The 15,952-nt window shown below is 37.1% G+C and carries 18 protein-coding genes; 9 read left to right on the forward strand and 9 right to left on the reverse strand.

Annotated features, from left to right (window positions below; all coding sequences use genetic code 11):
• The first annotated feature begins 28 nt into the window (after nt 1-28).
• Entirely contained in the window at nt 29-904 is an 876-nt protein-coding gene (locus tag AsFPU1_RS06960) for an energy-coupling factor transporter transmembrane component T family protein (RefSeq protein ID WP_124971980.1), read from the forward strand.
• 125 nt (nt 905-1,029) lie between these two features.
• On the opposite strand, the gene AsFPU1_RS06965 is transcribed toward AsFPU1_RS06960, so the two are convergent.
• The gene (locus tag AsFPU1_RS06965; RefSeq protein ID WP_124971978.1) at nt 1,030-1,605 is read right to left on the reverse strand and encodes a Uma2 family endonuclease; all 576 of its coding nucleotides are present in this window, start codon (nt 1,603-1,605) and stop codon (nt 1,030-1,032) included.
• A gap of 323 nt (nt 1,606-1,928) precedes the next feature.
• Here AsFPU1_RS06965 and trxA point away from each other — a divergent pair, with 323 nt between their 5' ends.
• Entirely contained in the window at nt 1,929-2,246 is a 318-nt protein-coding gene (trxA, locus tag AsFPU1_RS06970; protein ID WP_124971976.1) for a thioredoxin, read from the forward strand.
• Nucleotides 2,247-2,912: 666 nt separating this feature from the next.
• On the opposite strand, the gene glgA is transcribed toward trxA, so the two are convergent.
• A complete protein-coding gene (glgA, locus tag AsFPU1_RS06975; RefSeq protein ID WP_124971974.1) occupies nt 2,913-4,346 on the reverse strand; it encodes a glycogen synthase GlgA in 1,434 nt (477 codons plus the stop codon).
• Nucleotides 4,347-4,542: 196 nt separating this feature from the next.
• Between glgA and AsFPU1_RS06980 the strand changes: the two genes are divergently transcribed.
• Complete coding sequence (locus AsFPU1_RS06980) at nt 4,543-5,709, forward strand: pyridoxal phosphate-dependent aminotransferase (RefSeq protein ID WP_124971972.1); 1,167 nt, start codon at nt 4,543-4,545, stop codon at nt 5,707-5,709.
• Nucleotides 5,710-5,728: 19 nt separating this feature from the next.
• A complete protein-coding gene (locus tag AsFPU1_RS06985; RefSeq protein WP_124971971.1) occupies nt 5,729-6,226 on the forward strand; it encodes a universal stress protein in 498 nt (165 codons plus the stop codon).
• A gap of 1 nt (nt 6,227) precedes the next feature.
• Here the strand turns inward: AsFPU1_RS06985 and AsFPU1_RS06990 are convergent, their stop codons facing one another.
• The 4 genes from AsFPU1_RS06990 to AsFPU1_RS07005 all read right to left on the reverse strand — a co-directional run bounded on the left by AsFPU1_RS06990 (nt 6,228) and on the right by AsFPU1_RS07005 (nt 8,309).
• Nucleotides 6,228-6,857: a cysteine dioxygenase family protein gene (locus AsFPU1_RS06990; RefSeq protein ID WP_124971969.1), complete on the reverse strand. Its 630-nt coding sequence runs from the start codon at nt 6,855-6,857 to the stop codon at nt 6,228-6,230.
• Between the two features lie 144 nt (nt 6,858-7,001).
• Nucleotides 7,002-7,259 (reverse strand): type II toxin-antitoxin system RelE family toxin, encoded by a 258-nt coding sequence (locus AsFPU1_RS06995; RefSeq protein WP_124971967.1) that lies wholly within the window; start codon nt 7,257-7,259, stop codon nt 7,002-7,004.
• Entirely contained in the window at nt 7,259-7,513 is a 255-nt protein-coding gene (locus AsFPU1_RS07000) for a type II toxin-antitoxin system Phd/YefM family antitoxin (RefSeq protein ID WP_124971965.1), read from the reverse strand. Before AsFPU1_RS07000 ends, AsFPU1_RS06995 begins: the two co-directional genes overlap by 1 nt.
• A 193-nt stretch (nt 7,514-7,706) precedes the next feature.
• Nucleotides 7,707-8,309 carry a Uma2 family endonuclease gene (locus AsFPU1_RS07005; RefSeq protein ID WP_227873379.1) on the reverse strand — a complete coding sequence of 201 codons (603 nt, stop codon included), beginning with the start codon at nt 8,307-8,309 and terminating at the stop codon, nt 7,707-7,709.
• Nucleotides 8,310-8,528: 219 nt separating this feature from the next.
• Here AsFPU1_RS07005 and AsFPU1_RS07010 point away from each other — a divergent pair, with 219 nt between their 5' ends.
• The 3 genes from AsFPU1_RS07010 (at nt 8,529) to AsFPU1_RS07020 (ending at nt 10,223) form a co-directional block, all read left to right on the forward strand.
• A complete protein-coding gene (locus AsFPU1_RS07010) occupies nt 8,529-9,053 on the forward strand; it encodes a DUF1993 domain-containing protein (protein ID WP_124971961.1) in 525 nt (174 codons plus the stop codon).
• Between the two features lie 26 nt (nt 9,054-9,079).
• Entirely contained in the window at nt 9,080-9,472 is a 393-nt protein-coding gene (locus AsFPU1_RS07015) for a hypothetical protein (protein WP_124971959.1), read from the forward strand.
• A 127-nt stretch (nt 9,473-9,599) separates the two neighbouring features.
• Nucleotides 9,600-10,223 (forward strand): Uma2 family endonuclease, encoded by a 624-nt coding sequence (locus AsFPU1_RS07020; protein ID WP_124971957.1) that lies wholly within the window; start codon nt 9,600-9,602, stop codon nt 10,221-10,223.
• Nucleotides 10,224-10,258: 35 nt separating this feature from the next.
• Here AsFPU1_RS07020 and AsFPU1_RS07025 read toward each other — a convergent pair whose 3' ends face one another.
• From AsFPU1_RS07025 to AsFPU1_RS07035, 3 genes are all read right to left on the reverse strand, one after another.
• On the reverse strand, nt 10,259-10,597 hold the full coding sequence (locus tag AsFPU1_RS07025) for a type II toxin-antitoxin system PemK/MazF family toxin (RefSeq protein ID WP_124971955.1): 339 nt from the start codon (nt 10,595-10,597) through the stop codon (nt 10,259-10,261).
• A complete protein-coding gene (locus AsFPU1_RS07030; RefSeq protein ID WP_124971953.1) occupies nt 10,584-10,793 on the reverse strand; it encodes a toxin-antitoxin system, antitoxin component, Xre family protein in 210 nt (69 codons plus the stop codon). Before AsFPU1_RS07030 ends, AsFPU1_RS07025 begins: the two co-directional genes overlap by 14 nt.
• 119 nt (nt 10,794-10,912) lie before the next feature.
• Nucleotides 10,913-12,853 (reverse strand): DNA polymerase III subunit gamma/tau, encoded by a 1,941-nt coding sequence (locus AsFPU1_RS07035; protein ID WP_124971951.1) that lies wholly within the window; start codon nt 12,851-12,853, stop codon nt 10,913-10,915.
• A gap of 391 nt (nt 12,854-13,244) precedes the next feature.
• Here AsFPU1_RS07035 and AsFPU1_RS07040 point away from each other — a divergent pair, with 391 nt between their 5' ends.
• Complete coding sequence (locus tag AsFPU1_RS07040) at nt 13,245-13,961, forward strand: SIMPL domain-containing protein (protein WP_227873378.1); 717 nt, start codon at nt 13,245-13,247, stop codon at nt 13,959-13,961.
• 180 nt (nt 13,962-14,141) lie between these two features.
• The gene (locus AsFPU1_RS07045; RefSeq protein WP_124971949.1) at nt 14,142-15,869 is read left to right on the forward strand and encodes a succinate dehydrogenase/fumarate reductase flavoprotein subunit; all 1,728 of its coding nucleotides are present in this window, start codon (nt 14,142-14,144) and stop codon (nt 15,867-15,869) included.
• Nucleotides 15,870-15,952 lie beyond the last annotated feature (83 nt).

Consider the following 15,952-nt stretch of genomic DNA (forward strand, 5'->3'; position numbering starts at 1 on the left):
GTAAATATCATTACCTTCATAATACACTATGGACTTACTGCGATCGCTCCCCATTGGACTATATTTAGAAAAACCGATTACCTGGCTACATCAACTCGATCCGAGAGTTAAATTAGTTTGGCTAATGACCTTTCTGCTTGCCCCTCTTTTATCTAATCCTATCTGGCGATTATTTTTAGTTGGTTTGTTAATATTCTTAACATTCGCAGCTAAAATTCCTTTACGAGTTTGGAAGCAGCAAATGGGATGGTTATTAACTTTATGTGTCCTAGTATTTATTATTACTACTTTAACTCCCGATGGTTTAGGGATAACTTCTCAACCTCGTCTACCAGAAACGGAATTTTCTTTACCACAACCCAATAATTATCAATATGTTTTAGTAGATAAGGGTCGATTGTTTATTACCCGTCGTTCCTTAGACTTAGGCGTAAGAGTTAGCACCTTAATCTTCGTTCTTATTTATAGCACAAATCTCTATTTATTAACAACTGCTCCTGAAGAAATTACGGCAGGTTTAGAAGAATTATCGGAACCTTTACGTCGGTTAAAAATTCCGATTACGGAAATTATGTTAACTTTAACTCTTTCCTTAAGATTTATTCCTTTAGTCTTGGAGGAAATACAAAATTTAGCTCGTTCAATTCGTACTAGGGCAATTAATTGGCAAAAATTAGGAATTAAAAGAAGTTTACAAGTATGCTTAGTAGTGGTAGAAAAATTATTAGAGAATCTGTTAATGAGGGCTGAAGAAATCGCCATAGCAATGGAAGTTAGAGGGTTTACAACTCCTAACGAACATCGGGTACAATGGCATCAATTACGATTAATTAGATGGGATTGGATTGCATTAGGAATGTTAATTCCTTTTTGGTGTGCTAGATTCTTTCTTGGTGGAATGTAAAAATAATTAATCAAATTGTAGGTTGGGTTGAGGTACGAAACCCAACAAACCCTAATCTAATCCACGTGCATTACATGAAACAGTCCATTAGGGTAAGTTAGACGAGACTTTCCTCTATTAGATAATCACCAAACTATTTTTAAATCTAAAACTAATTCTGGTAATACTTCTTCCCCTAATAAAAATTCAGGATTAGTTAAAATCTCTTTATCTTTCCCTTGACGATAAATTTCAATTAGACGAGTTTTTCTATTAATTAACCATCCCAATTTAACCCCATTACTCATATATTCTTCTATTTTGGTTTGAATATCTTTTAAATTATCGCTGGGTGATAATAATTCTAACACAAAATCAGGAGCAATGGGGGGGAATTTTTCTCGTTGTTCAAGAGTTAATTGATTCCATCTATCTAAACTTATCCAAGAAACATCAGGAGAACGATTTGCACCATTAGGTAACTTAAAACAAGTATTAGAATCAAAAACTTTACCTAACTTTTTTTGTCGATTCCAGATGCCAAATTCAACGACTAATTCTGCATTTCTATTTCCTGTTTCTCCTCCTGTTGGTGACATGATAATTAATTCTCCTTTGGCATTTCGTTCAAAGTTTATATCAGGATTTCGACGACACAATTGATAAAATTGTTCATCCGTCATTTGACAAATAGGTTCTAAATTTAAGGTGTAAGTAATCATGATAATGACTCCTAAATACTTAGGGTGATAACAAAATAATATTATATGTCTAGTAGTGGACTATTTTCCGCTAATTTGGTGTATTGTAATTAGGGTTTGTTGGGTTTCGTACCTCAACCCAACCTACAATATATGGTCTGATTTTAGATGAAATTCATCATTTATTTATTCCTCGATTCTCACAAAAAAACTAAATAAACCCGCCCCGACCTTTGTTAATTATATGTTACAATTAATTCAAGAGATGGAAAATAAAGTATAATTAAGAATTGTCCACTAACAATTCTTAATTATCAAGTATCCATTATCCATTGTTAAAAGTTATGGCAGTTAAAAAAGAATTTACAAGTTTTGAAGATCTTCTAAATAGCTCAAAAATCCCCGTATTAGTTGATTTTTATGCGACTTGGTGTGGCCCTTGTCAAATGATGATGCCTGCTATAGAACAAGTAGGACTGCAAATGAGAAATAGGTTACAAGTAGTTAAAATTGATACAGACAAATATCCAGGGATAGCCTCTAAATATCACGTTCAAGCATTACCGACTCTGGTATTATTTAAGAATGGTAAACCAGTAGAACGTATAGAAGGGGCGATGCAAGCGTCTCAATTAATACAACAATTATCCATATTGGTTTAAACAGCCTTCAACCTAAAGGTTGAGGCTATGGAAACAAAGCCTACCTGCGTAGGCTTTTCCTATCTTAGCCCGCGAAGGCGGGCTTGGTTTTGATAACTGAACCTTTCAAGGTTTCAGGAGTTTTCTGTTATTAAACAGCCTTCAACCTCAAGGTTGAGGCTACAGAAACAAAGCCTACCTTCGTAGGCTTTTCCTATCTTAGCCCGTGAAGGAGGGCTTGGTTTTGATAACGGAACCTTTCAAGGTTTCAGGAGTTTTCTGTTATTAAACAGCCTTCAACCTCAAGGTTGAGGCTACAGAAACAAAGCCTACCTTCGTAGGCTTTTCCTATCTTAGCCCGTGAAGGAGGGCTTGGTTTTGATAACGGAACCTTTCAAGGTTTCAGGAGTTTTCTGTTATCAAACAGCCTTCAACCTAAAGGTTGAGGCTACAGAAACAAAGCCTACCTTCGTAGGCTTTTCCTATCTTAGCCCGTGAAGGCGGGCTTGGTTTTGATAACTGAACCTTTCAAGGTTTCAGGAGTTTTCTGTTATTAAACAGCCTTCAACCTCAAGGTTGAGGCTATAGAAACAAAGCCTACCTGCGTAGGCTTTTCCTATCTTAGCCCGTGAAGGCGGGCTTGGTTTTGATAACTGAACCTTTCAAGGTTTCAGCCTTTAATGAGAACTAACCGGACAATTTCATTAAAATTTGCAATTTATCCTGTTCATCTTCGCTTAATTCTCCCGGATGTCCGAGAACCTCCTTATAAACCTTAATATACTCAACGGCTGACTTATACCAACTAAACTCATGAGTCATTCCACGCTGTTGTAACTTAGCCCAGTCTTGTTTAAAGCGGAAACCTTCCCAAGCCCGTATCATACAAGTAAGTAAGTCTAAAGGTTCATAACGGTCAAAACAATAACCGGTACCACTTTCCTTGATAGGGTCATAAAATCCTACCGTATCAACTAACCCTCCCGTGCGTCGAACAATAGGAACTGCCCCATAACGCATGGCTAAAAGTTGACTAATACCACAAGGTTCAAAACGAGAAGGCATTAAAAACACATCCGAACCCGCATAAATACGCCGTGAGAGAGCATCATTATACAATAATTGTACAGAAAGACGACCCCGAAAACGAGAAGCTAGTTGCCACAGTTGACCCTCATAATAACGATCACCAGTTCCCAAAATGACTAACTGAGCATCAGTATAAGCCATAAAGCGATCGAGAATTTGTAATACTAAGTCAATACCCTTTTGTTCAACTAGACGAGTAACCATACCCATCAAAAAAGCCCCTTTATTGACTTCTAAACCCGTTTCCTCCTGAAGACCAATTTTATTAGCCACACGCCGGTCTAAAGTATCAGGGCTAAAGGTTTGGTGGATAAATCTGTCCGTAGCTGGATTATACATTTCCAGGTCAATTCCATTAAGAATACCCACCAAATTATTTTGAATATAGGAAAGTAACCCCTCTAACTTTTCCCCATAAGTAGGAGTTTGAATTTGTTGGGCATAAGTAGGAGAAACAGTAGTCACTCGTCCCGCAAATTGTACAGCAGAAGCCATCGCATTGTCCCCTTCCATATACCAGGGACACCAAGTCACTTGTTCTAAAAACGCCCGCCCAGGCCCTTGATAAGCCAAGTTATGAATAGTAAAGACAGTGGTGATATCAGGAGATTGGTGCATCCACACGGGAATCATAGCCGTATGCCAATCATGACAGTGAATAATCTCAGGTTTCCAATAATTCCAGGCAAATTCAGCCGCCCCGTTCGCAAATAGGGTAAACCGCCAATATTCATCCTCTCCATGATAAATGCGACGAGGGGCAAAAGTAGGATGAGCAAATAAATAGAGAGGAACATCTGAATCAGGCAGTTTAGTTTCATAGACCTTAAAAGCCTGAAACATAGCGAACCCTTCCCAAACAGGTTCATCAGGAATATCGACTTTATCGGGCAAAAAACCATAATAGGGCATAAAAATCCGCACATCATAGCCCAATTGATGTAAGACTTTAGGTAAAGCCCCAATAACATCCCCCATACCTCCAGCTTTCGCTAAAGGAGCGACCTCAGCCCCAACAAATAAAATTCGCATCTTTGCTTTTGAGTTTTCGGTGTTTATTAATCAGTTTACTCTGAATAAGCCCCCTTAACTTTATTAAAGACTAGACAATACTACTCGGATAAGTGCTATGGTCATTCTTGTTAAAAAAGTCTTAGTCTAAAGACAACCAAAGAATGGTAGTGACACAATATCAGTAACAATTATTAATAGGCTTACAAATACCCTGATGATTAAACTAGCAACCAGAGTCACAAAAGTTCCTCCGTCCATTACCCTAGATATTGCGGCCAAGGCTAAGGCCATGAAAGTGCAAGGAATTGATATCTGTAGCTTAAGCGCAGGGGAACCGGACTTTGATACACCACAACATATCAAAGAAGCTGCTAAAATGGCTCTCGATCGCGGTAAAACTAAATATGGGCCGGCATCAGGAGAACCGAAATTACGTGCAGCGATCGCCAAAAAGTTGCAGAATGATAACAAGTTAGATTATGCCCCAGAAAATGTCATCGTTACTAATGGGGGTAAACACTCTCTATTTAACCTGATGTTAGCTTTAATTGAAGCAGGGGACGAGGTTATTATTCCGGCCCCTTATTGGTTAAGTTATCCTGAAATGGTCAAATTAGCTGAAGGAACTCCCGTTATTGTTAATACAACGGAAGCTAATGACTATAAAATCACCCCGGAACAATTACGTCAAGCTATTACTACTAAGACAAAATTATTTGTTCTTAATTCTCCTTCTAATCCCACAGGAATGGTTTACACTACAAGTGAAATTAAGGCATTAGCTGAGATCATTATAGAACATGATTTATGGGTAGTTTCTGATGAAATTTATGAAAAAATTCTCTATGATGGAACAGAACAGATTAGTATTGGATCATTGGGGTCAGAGATTTTTAAACGGACTATTATTAGTAATGGTTTTGCTAAAAGTTATTCTATGACAGGATGGCGTATTGGTTATTTAGCAGGGCCAAAAGAATTAATTAAAGCAACCAGTATTATTCAAAGTCATAGCACCTCTAATGTATGTACTTTTGCTCAATATGGGGCTATCTCCGCTTTAGAAGAATCTCAAGATTGTGTCCAAGAAATGTTACAAGCTTTCACCCAAAGGCGGACAGTCATTTTAGACAAAATTCGTGCCATTCCTCATTTGAGTTGTCCGACTCCTATGGGGGCTTTTTATGTTTTTGTAGATATTAGTCAAACGGGCATGAATTCTCTAGAATTTAGTGATAAACTGTTAGAATCACAACAAGTAGCCGTGATTCCTGGCATCGCCTTTGGAGCAGATAATTGTATTCGGTTATCTTATGCAACCGATCTTACAACTATTGAAAAAGGAATAGATCGATTAAGTCAATTTGTCAATAGTCTTTAACAGTTTTAGGAGAATTATTATGTCATACAAAAGAATTTTTGTCGCCTTAGATAAGTCCCCTTTTGGTCAGGTTATTTTTGAGAAAGCTGTATCTTTAGCAAAACAAAATGAAGCAGCTTTAATGTTGTTTCATTCTTTACCAATTGAAAATAGAACAATTCCTCCTTATGCTAGTGTATATGAGGGAGAACTTGCCGATTTTTCTTATTTAATTAGACAACAAATAGAAACAGAAACAGAAACAGTTAAGGAATGGTTATCAAATTATTGTACTTTAGCGAATGAACAAGGTGTTGCCACAGAATATGACTGGAAAATTGGAGAACCTGGCCGTTGGATACGAGATATAGCTAAAAATTGGAATGCGGATTTAATTATAGTGGGAAGACGAGGACTTACAGGAATTAGTGAAATGTTTTTAGGCAGTGTCAGTAATTATATTGTTCACCATGCCCATTGTTCAATCTTAATTATTCAGGGAATAGAAATAGAAGAAGAACCAGGGGAAAAAGTCTAAGCTAAAAATTCCGTGCTTTATTAGTTAAAGCATCAAATTGAAATCGTTTTGCAGGGTAAGTATCCCCATAAATATTCAAAGTAATAGAGGGTTCATCTCCTACCGCTTCTACACAATGAATAGCCTCAGTAGTCAAGGCAATAATGTCCCCTGATTCTAACACTTTTTCTTCGACTTTATCAATTTTATGAGGAAATTCTGATGTAGGAATTCGTTGCCAAAAAGTATTTTTTTGTTGTCCTTTCAAGGTTGCGACTACTCCCCAAGTCCCATGATTATGAATAGTTGTGCTAGTACCAGGTAACATAATTTCGGTTTGAATTGTAATAGGATATCCTAGTTCATCATAAAGGAGTAAAACCCCTGTTTCTGTTTTGGGAGATGGTTCAGGAATTCGGGTATTTACCCAATAAACATTAAGGATTAATTTACGCACTAACCGCCGTAAATTAGGTAAAAATTCTGCTTCTGTTTCTCCCGTTATCTCTGCTTGTTCAAGAATATCTTCTAATTCACAAAGAAATCGATAAAATCGATATTGAGTAGTCGGTATTAATAAATCCCACTGTCTGGGAGACTCACAAGCAATACAGTTACCCGCTTCAGTTACTAACCAATCTTGTTTAGGCATTTACTTCTCCTTACTATGGTCTAAAAACTGTTATTATCTGCTAATTCAATTGTTAATAATACTCGAAATTTAAAACAAAACAGTAATAATTTAAGTTAACTTAATTGTAAAGATAGGTTAATGAGTATGAATAACTATTTAATGCTACTCTCCATAATGAGTTTTTGTCCTAACAATCAAAATTGATTTATCTTCTTCAAAAATTTCATATAAAATTCTGTCCTTAATATTTAAACGATAAGAATAAAGTCCTTTAAGTTCTCGTTTAAGTTGTTTTCCTAAATATGGATTTACTCGCAAAACTTCATTGATAATCTCTTTTAATTTCTCTCTTTGTTTATCAGTTAACTGATTAATGTCTTTCTGGGCTTTCTTAGAGAAAAACACTTGATAATTATTCATTATTGCTCAAAAACTTGTTCCATTGTTAATGTTTCTCCTTTTCTATATTCTGCTCGCGCTTCTTGAATATCTGATACAATGTTAGGATCTTCAAGTAATTCAGCAGTTTCTGTCCATGATTCTAATTCGCTTTTATCAATTAACAGAAAACTTTGATTATCTTGAACTATCAGAACTCCATCTGGTTCAGATTTAGCCCGTTCGATAATCTCCTCGAAGTGTTTTTTAGCGTAGTCTAGAGTGACATGATACATATTTTACTTAAAACTAATATTTTTGGGGATGCTTATTCACTATTATGATTATTTCTCGAAGAAAAGAGTGTCTATAGGCGCACAGATTTTCCATTATCTATATAATATCATGTCAAGTTAAATAGGTCAAGTAAAAAACATTTTTTTATCGTTTTTCCCTTATTTTAAACTTTAAGTTAATACTAATAAATGCTTATGATTGAAAAATCTGTTCTGGGGTTAAATTTAGTTGAGGAAAAAGAGGAGAAATTAAGCGATCGTTACCTTTAAATAATTGTAATTGATATTCCCCATCAATTAATTGACAAATGGTAATAGTTGGTTGTTTAGGAAAGCCTATATATCGCTTACCACCTAATCCTAAATAATCTACAATCCAATATTCAGGAATCCCTAAAGATTCATAATCAGTCATTTTATAAACATAATCATCCCGCCAATTGGTACTAACTACTTCAACCACTAAACGAACCGATGAACCTTTAGTAATGGTTGATGATTTTTCCCAGAGAGGTTCGCTGCTGAGAAAATTGCGATCTAAAACTAAAATATCTGGACAATAAGCACTATCTTGATTAGGCAATTTAACCAAAGTAGAATTAGACAAAAAATAAGGAAGTTTCAAACTACGAATTTGTAAAAATGTTTCTCCAGACAAAAAAGCGATCACTTCTTCATGTTTTCCCGTTGGTTGCATTTCAACAGTTACCCCATCAATTAATTCATAACGTCCATTTTCTGGATTCCAGTCCAAAAATTCAGCAAAAGTCATCAGGTTAGTTGCAGTTAAAGCCATTGTATCCCCCATAACTTGACAATCTCTATCTCTTAATTTTAAACTATTTCAAAAAATCTTGTAGGGTGCGAAAACGTGCGTGTAACGCACCAAATTTATTGAGTTATAATTTTTGTTAAAATTCGGCAACGCCGACGAGTATAGTGGATTGTTTCATCTAATTTGGTGTGTTAGAATTCGGGTTTGTTGGGTTTCGTTCCTCAACCCAACCTACAATCTATGGAAAATCAGAAGATCATAGCACTACAAAATATCTTCAGTTCTAGACTCGATACGTTGAGTCATCTCTTGGAGGTGGCAGAAAGTCATTTTGCAGATGATGTAGAGTCTATATTGCAGCGTCGTATCGCACCCGATATGTTTCCTTTCAGTACACAAATAACATTTGTTTGCAATCAACCTCGAAACTTCGCATTGTGGTGCTTAGGACAGTCGGTAAATAACTTGAACCCCGATGTAGCATCTCTAGATGAGGCGCGTGGTCATATTTCATCGACTAAGGAGTTGTTGGCAAGTATCAATGTTGCTGATTGTAAACTGTCAGAACTAAATCGACTTGATCTTGGGCAAGGGCTATATGTAGAATTATCTGGACTTTCGTATGTAGATGATTTTCTGATGCCAAACTTTTATTTCCATATAACAACGGCGTACAATATCCTGCGTATGGCAGGAGTACCAGTGGGTAAGCGCGACTTTATGATGCATTTAGTCCCTTCTGTGAAACATCAAAACAACGTTTAACAAACCAGTCAGCTTATGTCAAGACAATGATACTGTTCACAACAGGTTTACTATTTTTCATTACAGGATGGCTGGCGATTGAAATTGTCCAGAAAATCTGTCCTGGCGATGCACCAATGAATCAGTTCAGGGAAGCCCTTATTTTGGGTACTATTAGTTTTTTGTGGGCTTTGCTGCAACGGTTTCTCACAGCTTTTGCCTCACTTGGAGAGATCATGCCTTTAATGATATTAGCAGTCATAGGCTCTACAATTGCAGCTATTGCATCATCCATCCTTTGGTATTTTAAGGATTCAACGGGTAAAGGACGGTATACTTTGAGAAATCTTTACACTTTGATAGGGGTGATGCGATTTGTTTTTTACAGTCTTAGTATTAGTCTTGGATCAATTTTGGCAATGACAAAACTTGCCAGCTAAAAATCAAGATATTCCTCGATTATTTAATGGTTATCAACCCATCAACAAGCAGGAAAATTAAAGTTATTATTTGGCAAGAATATGACGCAATATAATAAAGTAAATAAATAGAGGATTAGGAGGCGATATGGTATTAACTAAAGCCTATGCTGATCGGGTTGTTCTTTATCAAATTAGTTGGCAACAGTTTGAAAATTTACTCATAGATTTAGGAGAAAATCGTTCAGCCAGAATCGCTTATGATAATGGAACCCTAGAAATTATGACTCCTTTACCAGAACATGAATATTTTAAACAAGCGATTAGTATTATTATTGAAGATGCTGCTGAAGTTTTAGAATTAGATTATGAGTGTTTGGGTTCAACTACTTGGAAAAAAGAGATTCAAAAAGCAGGCATAGAACCGGATAATTGTTTTTATTTTCAAAATGAATCGTTAATTAGAGGAAAATTGAGTTTTGATTTGAATTATGATCCGCCTCCTGATTTAGCATTAGAAATTGATTTAACAAGTAAATCTTTAGATAGATTTCCTATTTATGCACGTTTAGGAGTTCCCGAAATCTGGTGTTATGATTCTGGAGAATTAACAATTTATCAATTAGAAAAGGGAAATTATTATGAGAAAGAACAAAGTTTAGTGTTTCCTAATCTGAGAATTCAAGAAATTCCTTCATTAATTCAATCTCACCGGATGGTGGGAAGAAGGGCTTTCCGAAAAGCTGTTAGAGAATGGGTAAAAAACAACTAACTTATTTGTCAAAAAAATAGTTTTATTTAAAATAATCACCCTAAAATGCTTGCAATTATCTTCTTAAGATTCTGGACATCTGACTCTTGAAGTTGACCCAATTTTCTAATAACTAATGTTTTTTCAAGGGTAGAGATAACGGGTTTAATCACAGAAGGTTTTAGGAGTCCAGCTAATGAAGAATCCATAATGCGCCACTCTCCTAAGCTTAATGGTAAGGTAATCTGGCTAGTAATTGCCATAATGATCAAGTCTGGTTTGACTTGGTTATAAGAATTAGAACTAATAATAACAGCAGGTCTTTTTTTACTAGAACTTTGATCAGTAAAAGGAAAAGGAACAAGAACAATATCACCAAACTTATAGATCATCATAGACGGCATCTTCAGGATTATCCCAAACTTTATTAAAGACAGATTCTGAGAGTTTTGTCGATGATAAAATTAGTTGTTGCTCAGTTTTTTCTGCATTTAGGGAATCAATAAATTGTTCAACTTGTTGGATTTGTTCCCAGGAGAGTTTTTTAACCTTCTCAATGAGTCGAGTTTCTAAAGAGTTATTGATTGTCATAGCAATATTAGCGCGTTTTAATTACCCTGTCATTATAAACATTTTCTTAGTGTTTAACTTCTATATTTGTCGAAAAATATGATCCCCCTTGTTAAGGGGGACTTGCCATAATCTCACCCTTAAAAATCAAGATCTTCTTCATCTTCTGGAATTTTAGGCCGGTTAATCACAATTCTTGGAGAAGAAGGAGAAGCAATATTATTAGTCTCAGTTACATTCTTAAGAGAGTTTTCTGATGTTTCTGTCTCCCAAGTATCACTATAATTAATAATTTCTCCGTCAAACACATTAGCAAATGATTCGACAACTTTTTTGAGATCTTCCTCAGAAATCTCCGTAAAATCGTTGCTTGGTGGTATAAAAGCAGGTTCAGGGGGGTTTGGAGGTTGTTTCTTGGGAGAAGGTGACTCAGGTTCAGAGGGGACAACTTTGGCAGGTAAAGGGTTAACAATTTGTTGGTTGACCTTAGATGAAACATTAGAAGATGTGGGTTTGAGAGGGACAGATGAAGAACTAGGAATAGATGAGTCAACTTTAAGATTAACTTTGACAGGATGACCGCAAAAAGCGGCAAAACCTGCTTCAATGTCGGCTAATTTTCCTTTCGCTACCTGTAGTAAATTGGCATTTTTTAAGCCAATATAAGCCACTTTCTCCTCAAAACTTATGAGGTAACAGTGAGGCCGCATGAAAGCTTGATTAAACGGTGATATGTGTCTTAAAACAGATTGCCAAATTTGTTCTAAATTAGTCGGTTGTAGGGAGGGTGTGGCAGTTTCAACAGGTGGAGGTGATGGGGTGATGGAGTTAGAAGGTGATGGAGTAGGGGAGGATGAAGAAATAGGGGAGTGGGATGGAGTAGGTGAGTGGGAGGGAGTAGGGGAGGTTTGAGGAGATGGGGATAAGGTCGGTTGTGGGGTTGGTGTTGAGGGTTGAGAGGGTGACGGGTTAATAATTTGCGGAGAATGACAAACAGAAGGTAATAAACTTAACAGTGTTACTTCTAACCATAAACGAGGTTGAGTGGTATTTTTCACTTGAACTTCACTATCTTTGAGGCGTTTTTGTCCATTGAGAATTACATCAAGTTCCCATTGTTTAGCTTCCTGACATAAATCTTGCCAAGTTGCAGCAGTAACCGCCACTAAATCTGATCGATTAGGGGCAGTTTTCGCAATTAATAAGTTAAGATAAAAACTGGCTAAATTTTGTAAAACTATTAACGGTTCTCGGCCACGATTCATTAATTGACGACAACAATCAATCACTGAAGGTGAGTTATTAGACGCGATCGCTTGTAATAATTCTAATAAATCTCTTTCGGGAACTGCCCCCACTAAATCCCAGACTTTTTCAATAGTAATTGTCCCTGATAATAAACTTAATTGATCTAACAAACTTTCTGCATCTCTTAACCCTCCATTAGCCATTTGACCCACTAAAGTTAAGGCTTCATCTACTATATTAATGTTTTCTTGGCTGGCTATTTTTTTGAGATGGGCCACCATTGAATCTAAAGGAATACGTCGATAATCAAACCTTTGACAACGAGAAATAATAGTAGGTAATACCCGTTGCGGATCAGTGGTAGCTAAAACAAAAATAACTTGTTCTGGAGGTTCTTCTAAGGTCTTTAATAAGGCATTAAATGCTGCCACACTGAGCATATGACATTCATCTATCACATACACTTTATAACGACATTGTACCGGGGCAAATTGCGATCGCTCAATAATTTCTCGAATATTATCAACCCCTGTATTACTCGCTGCGTCTATTTCAATGACATCTAATGCTGATCCTCTGGCGATCGCCCGACAAACTTCACATTGACCACAAGGAGTCGCAGTAGGAGAGTTAACGGCTAAACAATTAAGAGATTTAGCTAAAATTCGCGCACTAGAGGTTTTTCCCGTTCCTCTTGGCCCCGTAAATAGATAAGCAGGGGCAATACGTTGAGTGGTGATCGCATTAGTTAAGGTAGTAGCGATCGCTTCTTGGCCCACTAAGTCAGCAAAGATTTGAGGGCGATATTTGTGATGTAGGGGTTCATAAGACATGGATAATTAACAATTAACAAGGAACAATGGATAATTAGGGTGTGCTTAAAAAGTCTTTTAGTGGGGATAGGGAAAGCCGCATCTGGCAACAGGCAACAGTTTTTTGATGCTTTAACCCATCCATTATATTAAGCTAAGACGCATTTAAACAGGGTATTTGTTTGTTTAGTACAAAAACTTAAACTCCTTCTCCGGCGCTCCCCTGCAATCTCAACTAGCAATTTATATGCTTAACAGCTTAGCTGTTCAGCAAACCCTAATTAGCAAACCCTAATTAGCAATTCATAATTTATAATTCATAATTCATAATTTATAATTCATAATTCATAATTCATAATTCATAATTCATAATTTATAATTTATAATTTATAATTCATAATTTATTTGTGATATGAAAGTTTTATCTTATCAGGGTTTTTTCGGAATATTAGCGATCGCTAGTTATCTTAGTTTAGGTTTAATCAATCCCGCAATGGCACAAGAACGGGTTTTACGGCTGTTAACAGTTACAGGACTTGGTATAGAAAGAATTCCAACTACTTTAACTCAAGTACAGCTTGGAGTGGAAATTCAAGCGAAAACAGCCGCAGAAGTACAACAGGAAGTGGCTAAGCGTACTTCAACTGTTGTTGAGCTTTTGCGTTCTCGTCAAGTAGAACAATTACAGACGACAGGAATTAATCTACAACCTAACTATCAATATAACAATAATGAAAGACGATTAGTGGGTTATATTGGCACGAATACGGTCAGTTTTCGGCTCCAGACAGAAAAAGTTGGTATCTTATTAGATGAGGCGGTGAAAGCAGGGGCAACTCGTATTGATGGGGTCAGTTTTACGGCTACAGAAGCGGCTATTTCAGTTGCGCAAAAAGAAGCTCTACGTCAGGCGACAACCGATGCACAACAACAAGGAGAAGCCGTTTTACGGGCTTTAAATTTTACTTCTAAAGAAATTGTGAGTATTCAAATTAATGGAGCTAATGTACCTCAACCCCGAATAGTTCAAGCCGAACAGTTTTCAAGAACAGCAGCTAAGGATATTACACCCGTTATCGGTGGTGAACAAACGGTACAAGCTTCTGTTACTCTACAAATTAGCTTTTGAATAAAAGTTCCTACAAGGAACTTTTGCCGCTTAACAATAAACCCCTGGACACACTAAGTCTAGGGGGTAAATACAGAGCCTAATCTTATCACGAAATATAAGAGAAATCATAAATTTTACCCTTTGTTTCAGGTTTTCAGTCACCATAGAAACAACACCTGATAGCCTGTTGAAATATAAATGTTAGAACACGATGTTATTATCATTGGTGGTGGATTAGCTGGATGTCGCGCCGCCTTAGAAATTAAACGTCTTAACCCTAGTGTAGATGTGGCTATAGTAGCGAAAACTCATCCCATCCGTTCCCATTCTGTGGCCGCCCAAGGCGGTATTGCCGCTAGTTTAAAGAATGTTGATCCTAATGATAGCTGGGAAGCTCACGCTTTTGATACAGTCAAAGGCTCAGACTATCTCGCTGATCAAGATGCTGTTGCTATTTTAACCCAAGAAGCTCCCGATGTTATTATCGACTTAGAACACATGGGGGTCTTATTTTCTCGTTTAGAAGATGGGAAAATTGCACAACGGGCTTTTGGTGGGCATACTCATAATCGTACTTGTTATGCGGCTGATAAAACGGGCCATGCGATGCTTCATGAATTAGTCAATAATTTACGTCGTCATGAGGTCAAAATTTACCAGGAATGGTATGTAATGCAGCTTATCCTCGAAGATGGGGACGCGAAAGGTTTGGTCATGTATCACATTGAAGATGGAGAGATTGTCATTGTTCGCGCTAAAGTGGTAATGTGTGCGACGGGAGGTTATGGACGGGTTTTCAATACTACCTCTAATGATTATGCGTCAACTGGGGACGGCTTATCTATGTGTGCAATAGCCGGTATTCCCTTAGAAGATATGGAATTTGTGCAATTTCATCCTACGGGGTTATATCCGGTTGGGGTGTTAATTTCTGAAGCTGTACGGGGGGAAGGGGCCTATTTAATTAATAGCGAAGGACGGCGTTTTATGGAGGATTATGCCCCGTCTCGCATGGAATTAGCCCCTCGTGATATTACGTCTCGGGCCATTACCCGAGAAATTCGTGCTGGCCGGGGTATTCATTTAGATGGTCGGCCTGGTGGCCCGTTTATCTATTTGGACTTGCGTCACATGGGTCAAGAAAAGATTATGAGTCGTATTCCTTTTTGTTGGGAGGAAGCACACCGTTTGGTAGGAGTAGATGCGGTTTATGAACCTATGCCTGTCCGTCCTACTGCTCATTATTGCATGGGAGGTATTCCGGTTAATACGGATGGCAGAGTCCGGTTGAGTGGGGATAAGTTAACGGAAGGGTTATTTGCGGCCGGAGAATGTGCTTGTGTTTCGGTTCATGGGGCCAACCGTTTGGGTAGTAATTCTTTGTTAGAATGTGTGGTTTATGGACGAAGAACGGGCCGCAGTATTGCTGAATATGTAAAAAATCGTAAATTTTCTGAGTTTGATTCTCAATCTTATTTAGACAATGCTAAACAAAGAATTCAAGGTTTATTAACAAAAAAAGGAACTATTCGTTTAGGGGCATTACGACAACAATTTCAGGATTCTATGAGTGAACATTGTGGGGTTTTTCGCAGTGAAGAAGTAATGCAAGCTGGACTCACACAAATTCAGGAATTTAAAGAAAAATATAATCAGGTTTATCTCGATGATACTGATAGTTGTTGGAATACGGAATTAATTGAAGCTATGGAATTACAGAATATTATGGTAGTCGGAGAAATTATTTTGACTTCTGCGTTTAACCGTAAAGAAAGTCGAGGGGCCCATTCACGGGAAGATTATACTCAACGAGATGATCCTAATTTTCTTAAGCATACCTTAGCTTATTATTCTGTGGCCGGTATTGATGTTCAATATATGTCGGTAGCTTTAGGAATGTTTGAACCGAAGGAAAGAAAATATTAGATATTAGGGGTAATTCATGAATTACCCCTACAATAATATATGATACCCAATCGAGTTTAACAACCCCTATGCTTAAAAAATTT

Source organism: Aphanothece sacrum FPU1 (genome assembly GCF_003864295.1).
Lineage (GTDB): Bacteria > Cyanobacteriota > Cyanobacteriia > Cyanobacteriales > Microcystaceae > Aphanothece_B > Aphanothece_B sacrum.

What these genes read in the sequence shown, in the direction of transcription:
- AsFPU1_RS07035 (WP_124971951.1), bottom strand. Translation starts at nt 12,853, where the DNA reads ATGTCTTATGAACCCCTACATCACAAATATCGCCCTCAAATCTTTGCT.
- AsFPU1_RS06980 (WP_124971972.1), top strand. Translation starts at nt 4,543, where the DNA reads ATGATTAAACTAGCAACCAGAGTCACAAAAGTTCCTCCGTCCATTACC.
- AsFPU1_RS07005 (WP_227873379.1), bottom strand. Translation starts at nt 8,309, where the DNA reads ATGGCTTTAACTGCAACTAACCTGATGACTTTTGCTGAATTTTTGGAC.
- AsFPU1_RS07030 (WP_124971953.1), bottom strand. Translation starts at nt 10,793, where the DNA reads ATGACAATCAATAACTCTTTAGAAACTCGACTCATTGAGAAGGTTAAA.
- AsFPU1_RS07010 (WP_124971961.1), top strand. Translation starts at nt 8,529, where the DNA reads ATGGAAAATCAGAAGATCATAGCACTACAAAATATCTTCAGTTCTAGA.
- AsFPU1_RS07000 (WP_124971965.1), bottom strand. Translation starts at nt 7,513, where the DNA reads ATGTATCATGTCACTCTAGACTACGCTAAAAAACACTTCGAGGAGATT.
- AsFPU1_RS07045 (WP_124971949.1), top strand. Translation starts at nt 14,142, where the DNA reads ATGTTAGAACACGATGTTATTATCATTGGTGGTGGATTAGCTGGATGT.
- AsFPU1_RS07025 (WP_124971955.1), bottom strand. Translation starts at nt 10,597, where the DNA reads ATGATGATCTATAAGTTTGGTGATATTGTTCTTGTTCCTTTTCCTTTT.
- AsFPU1_RS06990 (WP_124971969.1), bottom strand. Translation starts at nt 6,857, where the DNA reads ATGCCTAAACAAGATTGGTTAGTAACTGAAGCGGGTAACTGTATTGCT.
- AsFPU1_RS07040 (WP_227873378.1), top strand. Translation starts at nt 13,245, where the DNA reads ATGAAAGTTTTATCTTATCAGGGTTTTTTCGGAATATTAGCGATCGCT.
- AsFPU1_RS06960 (WP_124971980.1), top strand. Translation starts at nt 29, where the DNA reads ATGGACTTACTGCGATCGCTCCCCATTGGACTATATTTAGAAAAACCG.
- AsFPU1_RS07020 (WP_124971957.1), top strand. Translation starts at nt 9,600, where the DNA reads ATGGTATTAACTAAAGCCTATGCTGATCGGGTTGTTCTTTATCAAATT.
- AsFPU1_RS07015 (WP_124971959.1), top strand. Translation starts at nt 9,080, where the DNA reads ATGATACTGTTCACAACAGGTTTACTATTTTTCATTACAGGATGGCTG.
- glgA (WP_124971974.1), bottom strand. Translation starts at nt 4,346, where the DNA reads ATGCGAATTTTATTTGTTGGGGCTGAGGTCGCTCCTTTAGCGAAAGCT.
- AsFPU1_RS06965 (WP_124971978.1), bottom strand. Translation starts at nt 1,605, where the DNA reads ATGATTACTTACACCTTAAATTTAGAACCTATTTGTCAAATGACGGAT.
- AsFPU1_RS06995 (WP_124971967.1), bottom strand. Translation starts at nt 7,259, where the DNA reads ATGAATAATTATCAAGTGTTTTTCTCTAAGAAAGCCCAGAAAGACATT.
- AsFPU1_RS06985 (WP_124971971.1), top strand. Translation starts at nt 5,729, where the DNA reads ATGTCATACAAAAGAATTTTTGTCGCCTTAGATAAGTCCCCTTTTGGT.
- trxA (WP_124971976.1), top strand. Translation starts at nt 1,929, where the DNA reads ATGGCAGTTAAAAAAGAATTTACAAGTTTTGAAGATCTTCTAAATAGC.